Here is a 15,814-nt window from a genome sequence, read left to right on the forward strand (position 1 = left end):
GCTATGCAAATCGACGCTTCAGATATTAAGTTAAAAGAGAGGTTTGACGCCTTATTACTCTCCACTGAACTTGCCAATAAACTTGTGGGTAAGCGGCTGCCAGGAGAAGTGACTTATGAAGAATCTGAACAAGGCGATGCCAGACGCAGACTATTATACGTGGAAAAACTGGCCATTAAACAAAAAGTCAGTGATGCCAAAGCCCACGCTGCCGAAGTGGAAAAAGTCTCCAATGCCTTTCACTCCAAAGTATTCAAAGAATTAGACAAAGACCTGGATAATGGCTTTAAGTTGTTTCATAACGTAGTGAATTTGCACGAAGATATTATTGCCTTGTTAGACATGCTATCTACAAAAGCCTGTTCTGTGTCACGGTTAGAGCCTTTGCTCGCAACCTCACCATGGTTACAGGACGATCTGCTAAAGCTGGTGAACTCCGCGGAACACAGACGTGTGGATGCGCGAGGTAAAGTTATAATAGTTGAAACGGTCAGAACTGCGCTTAGCTATCTTGGGGTCGAAAATTTGCGAAAAATAATGCCTTTTTTGGTACTCAAACATGGCATCCCGCAAGTGACAGACCCATACCCACAGATAAAACACCGGATTTCTGATTACTTTCTCGCCGTGGCAAATGCATCAGCCGCTTTGGCCACATCGCGCAATCAACCGGTGTTTCAGGCTTACTTACTAGGTTTGTTGAGTGGTTTAGGGTTATCTGCCGTGTGGCGCCAGTTTTTTCGCATTTATGAAAAAATGCACCGCGAAGCAATTGGCGGCGCGTTAGAAAGGCGAGATCAGAGAACTTACAATGCGCTGCAACTCATTCAACCTTCCCCCGTGTATTTGTCTGAATTCAGGCAAGCGCTGGAAAGGCGAACCACTCAGCGTATTTTGGAATTTATGGTGTTCAAACGCTTTACCATTTTAGACACATGGACTGATGACGCACTCCCCGAAGCCAAAACGCTAGCCAGTGCACAAGCATATGCAGAGCTAAAATTGCTCACTCGCTTTCGCTTAGTAGAAAAAGACGAAGCGAGAGTGGCGTTGAGAGCACTAGATATAACGCGCCACGAGCTTGAGCACCTGAACGACTCGGAAATGTTCACACTCCAAATAAAGAAATTCTCTGGATAATCATTCAACCTATTTGTCACCTACACTGCACCTAATAGCATTTACACAGCTAAACACGTTGTCACCCCCACCGTAATAGTTATTCACTTTTTCTGCAAAAACAGCCGAACCCCTTGAAAATAAAGGGCTTCAGAGAACTCATAAGAGACATTCACACTTTTTTCTGGCATACTCTCGCTTCGTTTTAATGTCTGGCTAACTTTTTACTTAGCTGTGATCCTAAAAGAGGTAATAGTAATGCACGTAACTCGCTCCACCTTTGATGACGTAATGGTTCCCAACTATAACCCCGCCAACATGGTGCCGGTTCGAGGTGAAGGTTCACGCGTGTGGGACCAGGAAGGAAACGAATATATCGATTTCGCCGGCGGTATTGCCGTAAATGTCCTCGGTCACTGTCACCCTGAGTTGGTTGCAGCAGTTCAGGAACAAAGTCAGAAACTCTGGCACCTGAGCAATGTCTATACTAATGAGCCAGCATTGCGTCTAGCCAAAAAGTTAAATGATGCAACGTTTTCTGAGCGCGTTTATTTTGCAAACTCAGGTGCAGAGGCTAACGAAGCGGCGCTTAAATTGGCCAGACGTTGGGCACTAGATAAATTTGGCGCTGAAAAAGATCAAATCATTGCCTTCAATAAAGGCTTCCACGGCCGTACTTTCTTTACTGTGACGGTGGGTGGACAAGCGGCCTATTCAGACGGTTTTGGTCCTAAGCCTGGTGCGATAGAGCATTGTGACTATAATAATCTTGAGCAGTTGGCATCCATGATGTCAGACCGTACCTGTGCCATTATGATGGAACCACTGCAAGGTGAGGGCGGCATCATTTCTCCTGATCCTGACTTTGTAAAAGGTGTAAGAGAACTGTGTGACAAGCACAATGCACTGCTTATTTTTGATGAAGTGCAGTCTGGTGTAGGCCGAACGGGTCATCTGTATGCCTATATGGGTTTGAATGTCACACCTGATATTTTAACCACAGCTAAGTCGCTGGGGGGTGGATTCCCAATCGGTGCCATGCTCACAACTGCAGAAATTGGTGAGCACTTAAAACCAGGTACTCACGGTAGCACTTATGGGGGCAATCCATTGGCCTGCGCTGTTGCTGAACGCGCTTTGGATATTGTCAATGATCCAGCAGTTTTAGACGGAGTGGTAAAAAAAGAAGCCTTATTCCGCAAACACCTTGAAGCCATCAATGAAGAGTTTGATGTGTTTGAAGAAATACGCGGTAAAGGCATGTTACTCGGCTGCGCGCTAAAACCTGAATACCACGGCAGAGCACGTGACTTTATGATGGCAGCTACAGCAGAGCACCTTATGTGTTTGGTAGCTGGTGCGAATGTTATTCGTTTTGCACCATCGCTAGTCATTCCGGATGAAGACATTGTTGAAGGTCTTGCTCGCTTCAAGCGTGGCGTTGCTGCAGTCGTTAACGCAAAGTAAATCGTCATGATGATTATTCGTCCAATCAGGCAAGAAGACTTCTCAGCATTGCGCGAGATTGCTGAAGAATCAGGCATTGGTTTTACGTCATTGCCAGTGAATGAAGCCTTACTACAAAAGAAGATTGACAATGCTGAGTCGGCATTCAATAGCCAGGTCACGCAACCTGGCTCCGAATCCTACTTGTTTGTTATGGAAGACACGAATACAGGAAGAGTGGTTGGTACAAGTGGTATTGAAGCCGCCGTGGGATTAGAAGATGCATTTTATCACTATCACTTGAGCAAAGTGGTGCATGCCTCCCGCGAATTAAATGTGCACAACACAGTTGACCTTCTTACATTTTGCAACGACTACACGGGTGTGACTGAGATATGTACCCTGTTTCTTCGCGAGGAGGCCCGACGGGGGCTCAATGGGCGCTTTTTGTCGAAAGTGCGCTTCTTGTTCATGATGGAACACCGCCAGCGTTTCTCAGAGACCATAATTGCAGAAATGCGTGGTGTGAGTGACGAAGAAGGGCGTTCTCCCTTTTGGGAATGGCTGGAAACGCACTTTTTCTCTGTTGACTTTCCAACCGCTGACTATCTTACCGGCATAGGCAATAAGGTATTTATTGCAGAGCTGATGCCTAAATACCCGATATACGTCAACTTGCTAAGTGAAGAAGCGCAGGCTGTCATTGGCCAGGTTCACGAAAAAACCAAACCCGCATTGCGTTTACTCAAAGAAGAAGGCTTTGATTGCCGTGGCTATGTTGATATCTTCGACGCGGGTCCTACGGTTGAAGCAAATCTTGCGCACATTCGCACGGCACAGGCCAGTCGCAAACTTCCTGTAAGAATTGATGATCAGCAGGTTAAATACGGTAGCTCACATTTTGTCATTAATACAGAAGTCGTAAACTTTAGAGCGGTTACGACAGCAGTCTTAATTAAAGAAGATGAGCATATCGCAATTATCAGTCAGCAAGCAGCCGATGCGCTTAACGTTAAACAAGGCGATATGGTGAGATTTTCACCGGTATCCTTTTGTGATTAAGGAATTAAAAATGCAACCAGTTCACTTTATTAATGGCAATTGGGTCGCAGGCGAAGGGCATGCCATCCAGTCAGTTGATCCCGCTAAAAATGCTGTCATTTGGCAAGCGAAGTCGGCCTCTGAGGCGCAGGTAGACAGTGCCATTAAAGCCGCACGACAGGCGCTGCCCGCGTGGTCGGCCCTCACTGTAGAAGCCCGCCTTAATATCATTAGACAATACGGTGACTTGCTCACTGAAAACAAACAAGCATTGGCTAAAGACATTGCGCGTGAAACCGGTAAGCCTGAATGGGAAACGGCCACAGAAGTGGGCGCCATGATTGGTAAAATTGGTATTTCAGAAAAGGCCTATCACGAACGCACCGGCACAGTAGAAAATGCTATGCCAGTTGGCCAGGCGTTCATCCGGCACAAACCCCATGGTGTTGTCGCGGTTTTTGGCCCGTACAATTTTCCGGGACACTTGCCCAATGGTCATATCGTCCCAGCATTAATTGCGGGTAATACTGTTGTGTTTAAGCCCAGTGATTTAACCCCATTAGTTGCCGAACATATGGTTAAACTGTGGGAAAAAGCCGGTTTACCTTCAGGTGTCCTCAACCTTGTTCAAGGCGAAGTAGACACTGGCAAGGCCTTGGCGTCTCACGACGGCATTGACGGTTTATTCTTCACTGGCAGTTCACGCACAGGTAAGTTGTTGCACGAGCAATTTGCAGGTCACCCTGGCAAAATTCTGGCTTTGGAAATGGGTGGTAATAACCCACTAATCGTTAAAGACGTTTCTAATACTGATGCAGCAGTACACGATATTGTTCAGTCTGCCTTTATCACTACAGGACAGCGCTGTACCTGTGCCAGACGTTTATTTGTTGCCAAAGGTGAAGCCGGTGATAGGTTGATAGAACGTTTGTGTGAAGTGACCAAGAACATAGCTGTTGGCCATTATGATGCCGACGAACAGCCCTTTATTGGCGCCATGATTTCTGCTCGTGCGGCGGCGATGATGGAAGCCGCTCAAAACGAACTTGAGTCCATTGGTGGCGAAGTGCTAGTAAGATTGACTCACGAGCAAAAAGATACAGGATTCGTAACACCCGGTATCATCGATATGACGTCTTGTTTGTCTCAACTCCCTGACGAAGAACATTTTGGACCTCTACTGAAAGTGATTCGTTATGATGATTTCGATGACGCTATTGCAGAGGCAAACAACACGCGCTTTGGATTGTCTGCTGGCTTACTGGCTGACAGTGAAGATGACTACAAACACTTCTTCCAGCATATACGAGCAGGTATTGTGAACTGGAACCGGCCAATTACTGGCGCAAGCAGTGCAGCACCTTTTGGTGGCATAGGTGAGAGTGGAAACCACAGAGCCAGTGCGTATTACGCTGCAGACTACTGCGCCTATCCGGTTGCGTCTGTTGAGCTGGGTGAAGTAACCTTACCCGCAAACCTAAGCCCTGGTCTAACATTATAAAGATTAAAAACATGCACAATAATATCGATACCCTATTCTCACACCTGTGGGAAGACTATGTTTCAATTACGCCTTCGGCTGAAAAGATCCATGCGCTATTGAAGCAGCAAACTAACAGCAGCGACATCGTCAATGACCATGTGGCATTTAGAACCTTTAATTTACCTAAAACGGGGTTGCAAACACTGGCTCAGCACTTTGAAGCTCTCGGCTACACTGCGCAGGGTGATTACAACTTTGACGCAAAAAAACTCAGTGCTAAACACTATCAGCACCCTGACCCCACTAAGCCCAAGGTTTTTATCAGTGAATTGCGAGTAGAAGAACTCTCTGACACAGCACAGGACATTATCCATGGGCTGGTAGAACAAATGCCAGCTGACGCTGTGAATAAAGAAAACTATCTTTACTCTGGCACGCACTGGAATGTAAGCAAAGCAGAGTATGAAACATTGCTTGAAGAGTCAGAGTATGCAGCCTGGATGGCCGCTTGGGGATATCGCGCCAACCATTTCACTGTGAGCGTCAATCATTTAAATGGCTTAGCCACACTGGAAGACGTCAATCAAACGCTAAAAGACGCAGGTTATGTGCTTAACACCTCCGGCGGTGAGATCAAGGGCGGCAGAGATGTCTGCCTTGCTCAGTCTTCCACCATGGCCGACAAAATGCCCGTTGCATTTAGTGATGTAGAGCTCGCTATTCCAAGCTGTTTTTACGAATTTGCTGAGCGGTTTGAAATGGCCGAAGGTGGCCTGTATCAAGGCTTTGTTGCCGCCTCTGCAGATAAAATCTTTGAAAGCACAAACGCTGGAATGTAAGAGTAACCATGCAATCTTACCAGGGTGGTTGTCATTGCGGTGCGGTTCGCTTCACGGTTGAATGTGAATCGCATATAGACGTAGAGCAGTGCAATTGTTCTGTATGCAAAAAAGCGGGTTTTCTGCATTTAATTGTGCCGCAAAGACGGTTTCGCTTGGTGCAGGGTGAGCAAAACTTAACCGAGTACACCTTTAATACAGGTATCGCAAAACATCGCTTTTGTACCACGTGCGGTATTAAATCTTTTTACGTTCCGCGTTCAAACCCTACCGGGGTTAGCGTGAATGCAAGGTGCCTGGACACACCAGGCCCCGAGCTAAATATAGTTGAGTTTGATGGCCAGAACTGGGAACGCAATGCCCACAAGCTGGCCCATAAAAGTGATTAATCCGACTCCGTATCAGTGTCTTGCTCAGCTACTTCAGATGCCCCTTTGAGTATAATTATTTCAATGTCGTCCACCCGCTGTAATCCTCGGGGTAACTTGTTGCCTCTGCGTCCGCGTTCACCCATATAGTGACTAAGATCAGACGCCGACAGTGTCATTGCCCGCTTACCTGCTGAGACTTTTACCGACGCTCCCTCAGGTACAACTGCAACCTGGGTCACATATTCTTCCCTGCTTTTTGCTTTAGCGGCTGAAATGTTAATCAGTTTATTGCCCTTACCTTTGCCTAGCTGCGGTAAGTCTTTAAGTGGAAACAATAACATTCGCCCTTCGTTTGAGATACACAAGCACGCACTATTGTCTAGTGAGTTAACAGGCTTAGGCGCGAGCACCTTGGCACCTGTGGGCAAGGACAAATACCCCTTACCGGCTTTATTTTTACTTACCATATCGGAAAATTTACCCACAAAGCCGTAGCCAGCATCGGACGACACCAAATACATCTGTTCGTCGTTAGCCATTAAGACATGCTCAAAGCGCTCACCGCCCACCAGCGTAAACCGGCCGGTAAGAGGCTCCCCCTGACTTCGCGCAGAGGGTAACGTGTGAGCATCACAAGAAAAAGCCCGCCCAGAACTGTCCAGAAAAACGGCAGGCTGATTACTGCGCCCTGTCGCACTGGCAAGGTATTCATCACCGGCTTTGTAGCTGAGCTTTTCTGCGTCCACATCATGCCCTTTAGCACAACGTGCCCAGCCTTTTTCTGATAACACAACCGTTACTGCTTCTGAGGGCATGAGTTCTTTTTCACTCAACGCCTTCGCTTCACCACGCGCGACTATTGGCGAGCGTCTGTCGTCACCGTACTTCTCAGCATCATCTAGAATTTCTTTTTTTATCAGCGTCTTAAGACGGCGATCTGAGCCTAATAACTGCTCAAGTTTCTGGCGTTCTTCTTCGAGTTCATCCTGCTCTCCCCGAATACGCATTTCTTCAAGTTTTGCTAAATGCCGTAACTTCAGCTCCAAGATGGCTTCAGCTTGTTTGTCGGATAGATTAAACCGCGACATGAGTTCTGCTTTGGGCTCATCTTCATATCGAATGATCGCAATAACTTCGTCAATGTTTAAGAAGGCGATCAACAAGCCTTCTAAAATATGTAAGCGAGCCAGTACTTTATCTAATCTGTGTTGCAGCCTGCGAACCACCGTCTGCCTGCGATACTGCAACCATTCGGTCAATATTTGGCGCAAATCTTTAACCTGAGGTCGGCCATCAAGACCAATCATATTCAGGTTAACTCGATAACTTTTTTCCAAATCTGTTGTGGCAAAAAGGTGCTGCATAAGTTGCTCGACATCAACCCGATTTGAACGCGGCGTGATAACCAAGCGCGTAGGGTTTTCATGATCAGACTCATCGCGTAAGTCCGACACCATCGGCAGCTTTTTCGCTTGCATTTGCGCAGCGATTTGTTCCAGAACTTTTGCGCCCGAGGCCTGATGTGGTAATGCTGTGATCACAATATCACCGCTCTCATCCACATAAGTCGCACGCATTTTAATCGACCCTCTGCCAGTCTGATACAAATTCGCAATATCAGATTTTGGCGTAATGATTTCAGCATCAGTAGGGTAGTCTGGGCCTTGCACAAGTTCCAGCAAGTCGGCCAACTCAGCCTTGCTGTTGTCCAGCAATAAGGCGCAAGCATTGGCAAGTTCTCTGGCATTATGTGGCGGTATATCTGTTGCCATACCGACCGCAATACCAGTGACACCATTTAACAAAATATGCGGAAGCCTGGCAGGCAGTGTTTTTGGCTCTTGTAACGTACCGTCAAAATTAGGTTGCCAATCGACCGTACCCTGCCCCAATTCATTGAGCAACACTTCACTGAAGCGGCTTAACCTGGCCTCGGTGTAACGCATTGCAGCAAACGATTTAGGGTCATCTGGTGCCCCCCAATTACCTTGGCCGTCAACGAGCGGATACCGGTATGAAAAAGGCTGTGCCATTAACACCATGGCCTCGTAACACGCTGAGTCGCCATGAGGATGAAACTTACCTAACACGTCACCGACAGTCCGCGCAGATTTCTTATACTTCGCTGTGGCACTGAGTCCAAGGTCAGACATGGCATAAATAATCCGCCGTTGAACAGGTTTCAGGCCGTCGCCAATGTGAGGCAGCGCACGGTCCATAATCACGTACATGGAGTAGTTCAGGTAGGCTTCTTCTGTGAAGCGACGCATTGGCAGCTGTTCAGTGCCGTCGCGACTAATGGTAGTTTCACTCATACTCGTTGCGCAGTATTATTATCGATTATTATTGAACCCCATTGTGGAACAAAGCTGCGGACGACGCAATGTATACGGCGCATGCATTGCGCTGAATTGAGAAACTGGGGTATGGTTGAGCGTGCCACGTCTTAATCACATAGTGAGAATGTGTTTTTTGAATAAATACTTAGCACTTTTTTTGTTCACCTTTGGGTTTCTGTTGCCCATGCACGCCTCGGGACAATTGCAGTTGTTAAGTGATGAAGAGACCTATTCTCTGGCCCCTCACTTTTCGATTCTCGAGGAATCAGGGCAGCCGTTGTCCATTGAAGAGATTTTGCGTCAGCGGACGCAATTCATACCTGGTCGATCTCACGACCCTAATTTTGGTTTTAAAGACAGAGCAGTGTGGTTGCATGTCAGTCTTGATAATTTGACTAATATCGAAGACTGGGTCGTTGATGTTCGTGCGAGCCAAAACGATTATGTGGATTTCTATTTACTGGCTGACCAAACGGTTCTGGCTTTCAGTGAGCAGGGCAAACTCCAAGGTCATCAGCGTTATCGCTTTCCAACTTTCAATATCGCCCTGCCCGTAGACAGGCCCATGGACTTGTATATTCGTATACAAAGCACCTCTTCCAGTTTGATATCCCCTGCTTTTATTCAGCCCGCGCAAAGCCATCTTTTTACCTCTCAACTCGACAGCATTGCATGGGGATTGTTTTATGGCGGCCTGACGATCCTGGCGATTTACAATTTGATTATCTTTTTTAATGTCAGGCATTTCAGCTTAGTGGCCTACATAGGTTTTGTGGCCAGTGCATTACTGCTTCAAGTGGTATGGGGCGGGCACATACAGTTGTTTTTCCCTCAAGGTGTGCCGGTTTGGCTGGCATTACATACAGAATTAATTTTTACATTGCTCGGCATGACAGCTGGTCTATTTACCCTCTTGTTTTTAGAGACAAGAACGCACGCCAAACGCAGCCATACACTAATTTTATGCGTACTGAGCCTGCTTGTAATGGTCACTGCGATCTCGCTCACAAGTTTACTCAATGAAATTGTTATCAATGTACTGGTATTACTTGTTTGTGTGATCGCCAATTTTGTTTACCTTGGTGCAGGTTTAGAAGCCTACACCAACCGATTTTACGCAGCGCGCTACTTCCTGATTGCATGGATATTGTTCTCTACCGGCAGTGTGATTGCGTCACTCACCGTATTAGGCGTGATACCACTGACCCCCTACACCATGTACTGCTTTCAGGTTGGCGTATTTTTCCAATCAGGACTATTTTCAGTGGCGCTCATGGAAAAAAGTCGGTTACAACTTGAAACAGAGGTTGAGGTAGCGACCAACGACCTACGCAACAATATGGAACTGATTGAAGAACAGAATGTTCGCTTGGATATTGCTCGGAAAGACGCCATCAAGGCGAGTAATATTAAGTCTCAGTTTCTGGCCAATATGAGTCACGAAATTCGAACGCCATTAAACGCCATATTGGGCTTTAGTCGAGAGCTTGAGCACAACAACATCACGCAAGAGCAGCTAGAACAGGTGAGAATTATTAACTCAGCTGCCGATAATTTGCTGACTATCGTTAATGATGTTCTAGACTTCTCTAAAATAGAAGCAGGTAAGCTGCAAATCAACAATCAGGCCTTCTCTCCCATCACGCTGTTTGAAGAAATGGTTGCCATAATGGCGAAGTCTGCCCATTTAAAAGATCTTGATTTTGTCTTTGAGCCCGGACTTTTACCCGACAAGCTTATTGGTGATCAGACTCGACTAAAACAAGTACTTACAAATCTAATTGGTAACGCACTAAAATTTACATCATCGGGCTATATTGGCGTGAGGGTTGACTGCATCAGACGGGCGCATGGTGTGATTGATCTGACATTTGACGTCACTGATACAGGGATTGGCATTAGTCAGCAAGACCGTAAAAAGCTCTTTTCTGCCTTTTCACAGGTCGATGATGCGTTAAATAGGAATTATCAGGGCACAGGACTGGGGCTGGTGATTAGCCAAGAGCTAGTGCGCATGATGAATGGGACTATTACCCTAAAAAGTAAATTGGGTCAGGGTAGTACCTTTTCTGTCGTTGTACGAACCAGTCAAGTTAGCCAACATTCTTTGGTGGCGGCTGCTTCGCAATGGCAAGATAAAACGGTGGTTGTGTTTGATCCGTTCCCTGTCTCTCGCCATGCTACTGCAAGTATGCTTTGCAACCTGGGAGCAAACGTCTACAGTTGCGACAGCCTTGAACAACTTGAAGCTACTCGTTGCAACCCTGATTTTCTCTTGGTCTTTCTGCCACTGAACAGTCGCTATGCAACCATGACCATTATGCATTGTGCGATGACTGTTAAAGCAAAACAACGTGTGGTGTGGTATAGCGAGCACGACCCTTTACTGACGTCGCCCTTGTTTGAAAATGCCTTTTCACAAAGCTTGCGAACACCTGCAACGCCAAGTCGCTTGGAAAGCATTTTGTTAGACCGATTGAAACCAAGACCACAAAAGCTGCTGTATACCCAACGCGCCTTTCCAAACGCAAAAGTGTTGGCAGTAGACGACATGTCTATGAATCTGATGTTGCTAGAAACATGGTTTAAAGATTCAGGGGTCGACATCACACTCGCGTACAGTGGAGAACAGGCTGTTGAACTATGTCAGCAGCAGGCGTTTGACATTATTTTAATGGATGTGCAAATGCCAAATATGGACGGACTCTCGGCAAGTAAGCTAATCCGAAAGACTGAACTCAACATTGGCACCCCAATCATTGCGGTAACAGCACATGCTTTTAAGGAAGAGCAAGACAGACTACTAGCCTCTGGCATGGATGATTATTTACCGAAACCGATATCCTTGGAAGAATTAATAGAAACCATGTATCGATGGTGTGAAACCGACACTCCAAACACGGTCAGTGACCACAAGGTATTAGATCTGGACTTAGCTTCAACAAGGGCAAATAACAACGCACATACCAGTAAAATGATGCTACAGGAATTTTTATCTATTATTCCAGACACCGTTGAAGTCATTACGTCACTGCACGCTAAAGCAGACCACACCAATTTATTGCATGAAATTCATCGTCTTCATGGTGCCAGTTGCTATACAGGGGCACCCGAGATTCAGTCGTTGGCAAACCAGATTGAAATCAACCTGAAAAAACAGGAAATTGAAGCTGCAAATAGACTAGTCCCAAGTTTACTTGACGCATTGAACCGTTTTCAACAAGAAGGCAAACAGGCCCTTGAAGGCATGGCCTAGTCCTCGCGCTTAAGCACTGCTTGGCTCTGCTGACACTCTTTGAGAAGCGTGACAAATTGATGGGGTTCTCTATCTAACTCTGTTCCCGATACATAGATATCGAACCCCAACCCTTGACGCAATTGATTCATCCGATTGGCCAGCATTGCTTGCACCCCAGTTAACACTTTACCTGAAGGGAGTTTAAAGCGAGTATCTTCCAAAAAACCATTTCCGGAGCACATACCAGTAGTGCAGCTTTTATCCATCGACTGAAGCAGAAGCGGCCTTTGCTCCATTAAAAGGTGCGTCGCCAGGCGCGGTGAAATAGTGGAGATAAAGTCGTAGTAGTCATTGATCTTCAATCCAATCATTTCTAGGTCTTTGTGTTCAATACCGTGCACGACCCTAGGTTGGCCAACACGCTGAATATTACTCCAGGCGAGCTGCCATTTACCTAACCTATGGGTGTACTGTATTTGCTCAGGCGTAATGAGAATACTGTGCTCTGGTTCTCTTAATTTAAACCACCCAATAAGCAAAGTGACAATAGCAGCACTGGTAAGAAAAAAGCCCGGAAGCGTAAGATAATCTGGCATTAAAGACAGCCAGACAACACTCAAGAGCATAATTCCCACACCGACAAACAAGGTTGTTATTCCATTTTTCTTGGCGTTGGCACGTACCTTTATTACCTGAGAATCAAAACCAGACATACAACACAACCAGCAACATAACGAGGGCCCAAACAATGTACAACCGCATGCGCTTGCAGCGCTCACACTGCGTGTGCCACAGGCGCAAAATAACGTCTTTCATAACAGTGAATACGGTAAAATAGTAGTTTGAGATTATAGCCCTTTTTTGCTGTTCGCCAACCAGGCAACCACGGCAGGCGTAAACAGTAACGATAAGATAACTGAAAAGCCCACACCACCTGCAAGCACCACTGCAAGTGGTGGCCAAAACGATCCTTCAGAAAACAGCAGTAGCGGCACCAAACCGCCAACCGTGGTCAGTGTTGTAGACAATATATGACGACTGCAGCTCATCGTTTCTTCAACGATTGCGTTAAGATCTCCCCTTCGCGCGCGTTTGTTGGCTTTAATAGCGGCAATAACAACAATAGAACCATTAATGGTCACACCGATGAGCCCAGCGCTTCCAAGCAAAGGATTAAATCCAATTGGCAAACCCGACAACCAAAGACTGAAAAAACCTAACCCCACAGACAACATCGCCACAGAACCAATAACAGTAGCTAGGCGCACGCTGGAAAAAGTGAGAATAAGAGTGGTAACCATCAATACCAACAAAACGGGTAAGTAAGTTGCCAACTGACCGATTGCTCGCTGCTGTTCATCGGCATCACCGGCAAACTTGAGCCTGTACCCTGCGGGTAACTCAAGGGTTTCATTGAGTATTTCGCGCAATTGATTGCTCACATCGATGGCCGGATAATCAGGAAGTAAATAGGCATGAACCCGATTAAGCCTTGCACCATCCTCACGACTTATACTGGTGACAGAGGGCTGGAGCGACAACTCACCGATACTATCAACAGTAGCCCAGTAGTGGCTCTGGCCATCTTCTGAATAGCCGGATACAGGAAGACTGCCTAAGACCGCGAGGTTTGCCCGTTGACCATCACCAAGCCGCACACGAACGGGTATTTCCTCAGTATTCTCCAGAATCGAGCCCATAACTTTACCAGACAATGCTGACTGTAGCTGTGAAGCGACACCTGTCAGACTCGTACCCGCCTGTGCTGCAACATCCCTGGTCACATCGAGAGAATACTCAGGCTCTGAAAAGCTGACACTTGCCACAGACTGCGTAATACCAGGCAGTTGCGACATGGCTAATCTCACTTGTTTACCGAGCTGATCCAGTACTTCAAGATCAGGCCCGAAAATCTCTATTTCTATGGGCGCCTCTATGGGTGGGCCTTGAGAAAACTCTCTTACCACGAGTTTCAGGTCTGGAAATGCTTGTTGTAAATCAGCCTGAAGTGTTCTGACCAAGCTTTCAGCCCTTGTTGGATCGGTGACTGTCACAACGGCATTGGCATAGTTAGCTTTGTTTTTGACACGCAGAATTTGGTTGTAGTAGACAGGAGCTGTCGACCCTCCCAACATCCACGTAACCTGCTTAATACCATCATATTCACCAATCATATTGTCAACAGCGGTAACCCGTTTGAAGGTCTTGTCAATGGCACTGCCGTCGTTTGTCCATAAGTAAATTTCAAATTGATCGCGATCAGCGGCAGGAAAAAACACATTACCCAACTGCGACGATAAAATGAAACCGCTTAAGCAAAACAGTACGATACTCATCGTGACCCGCTTTGGTTTTTGAACTGCAATCAGAAGTGCTTTTTTAAAGGCTGCAGAAAGTCCCGGTGTATCTACGCCTTTAAACAGCCAATGTACTTGTTCATTGCGATGTCTAGGTAAAAACAATGCCGCTAACGCCGCTATAATAGTGAGGGAAATAAATAAAGACCCCAGCAACGCCATCACGACACTCACTGCGATAGGCCCAACAAAATCACCGATATTACCAATCAAAAGAAAAATCGGCATGAAGCCTAAAATTGTTGTTAATGTCGATGCTGTTAGCGGAGCCAAAAGGTGCGACACACTTTTTGACATCGCCTCTTGTCGGGATAGCTCCGGCCGCAGCAAGTTAAGTCGAATTTCATCGGTGATAACAATGGCATTGTCGATCAAAAGACCAATGGCAATGATGATGCCGAATATGGTCATCTGATGTATCTGTTCGCCAAAAAAGCCCAGAGAAAAAAGCGCAAATGATGCACACAAGGGCAATGCCAATCCAACGATAAGTGACGCTTTTAACCCCATAAAAAGAAAAATAACCGCCATCACTACGGCACAACCCATGAGTAGATTCTGGGTTAATTCAGCCAGCCTCATTTCCGTGTACTGACTTTGTTCGAATATGACGTCAACGTCGACACTACCCGAAAACTCTGTATTAAATGCCTCTACAACCGCTAACGCCTGCTCTGTCCAGACGTCAACACGTACTGTGGTAACAATACGCGCAGCCACATTGATAGCCCGCTCCCCGTCTACCAGAACGATCTCGCTTTCGGGGGTTTGCCAGCCTTTTTCTACTACCGCAATATCGCCCAAACGCAAGACTTGGCCCGCATTATTGATAAGCGGTATAGACTTTATCGTGCTGACGGCATCCAGTGTATCTGAGACCTGTATGCGAATATTGTAGTCTTCACTGTAAATTGCCCCGGCTGGCAATTTAGGATCAGCTTGCGCAATCATCGCACTAACCTGATTGATAGTGAGACCAGCCATGGCTAGCTGATTAACATCAATCGCCACCTTAACTTCTTCAACGGGCGCACCAAAAAAGCGAACCACTTCCGTGCCCGGCACATTGCGAAGGCGGTCGGCGAGTTCTTCTGATAAACGGCTAACCATTGGCAGCGTCATGGCACTGCTCGCCTTAGGCTTTATCGCAGTGAGCAGGGTATACGCTATTGGGTCGCGTTTATCATCAACAAACGGCTCTCCGACCCCTTCAGGGAAGCGCTGTGCAGCTTGGTCGACTTTATCCCTGACTTTACTGAATATTTGCTGATTCGTGCTGTTGTCTACCCAGTCCTGCATCTCAACGACTATGCTAGAGAAACCCGCTTGCGATGTAGACCTTAGTTCCTTTATTTCGGACACTTCTCGCAGTTCGTCTTCAATAACATCTGTCACCAAAGCTTCAACACGTTCAGCCGATGCCCCAGGATAAACGGTTTGCACAATAACAAAACGCAAATCAATGCGCGGGTCCTCTAATCGGGGCAAATTGGTCAGCGCGGATATGCCAGCTACCAAGATCACTAAAATACTCAACGCCAACAAATGGCCATGACGGAAAAACAAGTAAGGTCCCATTGT

The 15,814-nt window shown here is 46.6% G+C and carries 9 protein-coding genes and 1 pseudogene; 7 read left to right on the top strand and 3 right to left on the bottom strand.

Translation table 11 applies throughout. The features are described from left to right. Positions 1-3 precede the first annotated feature (3 nt). The 6 genes and pseudogenes from DRW07_RS09805 to DRW07_RS09830 all read left to right on the top strand — a co-directional run. Positions 4-1,140: an HDOD domain-containing protein gene (locus DRW07_RS09805; RefSeq protein ID WP_124027739.1), complete on the top strand. Its 1,137-nt coding sequence runs from the start codon at positions 4-6 to the stop codon at positions 1,138-1,140. Positions 1,141-1,377: 237 nt separating this feature from the next. Then, positions 1,378-2,586 (top strand): aspartate aminotransferase family protein, encoded by a 1,209-nt coding sequence (locus DRW07_RS09810; protein WP_124027740.1) that lies wholly within the window; start codon positions 1,378-1,380, stop codon positions 2,584-2,586. Positions 2,587-2,592: 6 nt separating this feature from the next. Further along, complete coding sequence (gene astA / locus DRW07_RS09815) at positions 2,593-3,627, top strand: arginine N-succinyltransferase (RefSeq protein ID WP_124027741.1); 1,035 nt, start codon at positions 2,593-2,595, stop codon at positions 3,625-3,627. Between the two features lie 10 nt (positions 3,628-3,637). Continuing rightward, entirely contained in the window at positions 3,638-5,107 is a 1,470-nt protein-coding gene (gene astD, locus DRW07_RS09820; RefSeq protein ID WP_124027742.1) for a succinylglutamate-semialdehyde dehydrogenase, read from the top strand. A gap of 11 nt (positions 5,108-5,118) precedes the next feature. Next, the gene (locus DRW07_RS09825; protein ID WP_124027743.1) at positions 5,119-5,928 is read left to right on the top strand and encodes a DUF1338 domain-containing protein; all 810 of its coding nucleotides are present in this window, start codon (positions 5,119-5,121) and stop codon (positions 5,926-5,928) included. 8 nt (positions 5,929-5,936) lie between these two features. Beyond that, positions 5,937-6,224 (top strand): annotated as a pseudogene (locus DRW07_RS09830) (GFA family protein); the annotation flags it as partial. Positions 6,225-6,313: 89 nt separating this feature from the next. Here the strand turns inward: DRW07_RS09830 and parC are convergent. Next, the gene (gene parC, locus DRW07_RS09835; protein ID WP_124027745.1) at positions 6,314-8,614 is read right to left on the bottom strand and encodes a DNA topoisomerase IV subunit A; all 2,301 of its coding nucleotides are present in this window, start codon (positions 8,612-8,614) and stop codon (positions 6,314-6,316) included. Between the two features lie 148 nt (positions 8,615-8,762). Between parC and DRW07_RS09840 the strand changes: the two genes are divergently transcribed. Beyond that, positions 8,763-11,894 carry a hybrid sensor histidine kinase/response regulator gene (locus tag DRW07_RS09840; protein WP_377923155.1) on the top strand — a complete coding sequence of 1,044 codons (3,132 nt, stop codon included), beginning with the start codon at positions 8,763-8,765 and terminating at the stop codon, positions 11,892-11,894. On the opposite strand, the gene DRW07_RS09845 is transcribed toward DRW07_RS09840, so the two are convergent. Both DRW07_RS09845 and DRW07_RS09850 read right to left on the bottom strand, forming a co-directional pair. Then, entirely contained in the window at positions 11,891-12,589 is a 699-nt protein-coding gene (locus tag DRW07_RS09845; RefSeq protein WP_124027747.1) for a DUF2982 domain-containing protein, read from the bottom strand. The genes DRW07_RS09840 and DRW07_RS09845 overlap by 4 nt on opposite strands. A 135-nt stretch (positions 12,590-12,724) precedes the next feature. Beyond that, positions 12,725-15,811 (bottom strand): efflux RND transporter permease subunit, encoded by a 3,087-nt coding sequence (locus tag DRW07_RS09850; RefSeq protein ID WP_124027748.1) that lies wholly within the window; start codon positions 15,809-15,811, stop codon positions 12,725-12,727. Positions 15,812-15,814 lie beyond the last annotated feature (3 nt).

Source organism: Paralteromonas sediminis, from assembly GCF_003820355.1.
In the GTDB taxonomy this organism is placed as follows: domain Bacteria; phylum Pseudomonadota; class Gammaproteobacteria; order Enterobacterales; family Alteromonadaceae; genus Alteromonas_F; species Alteromonas_F sediminis.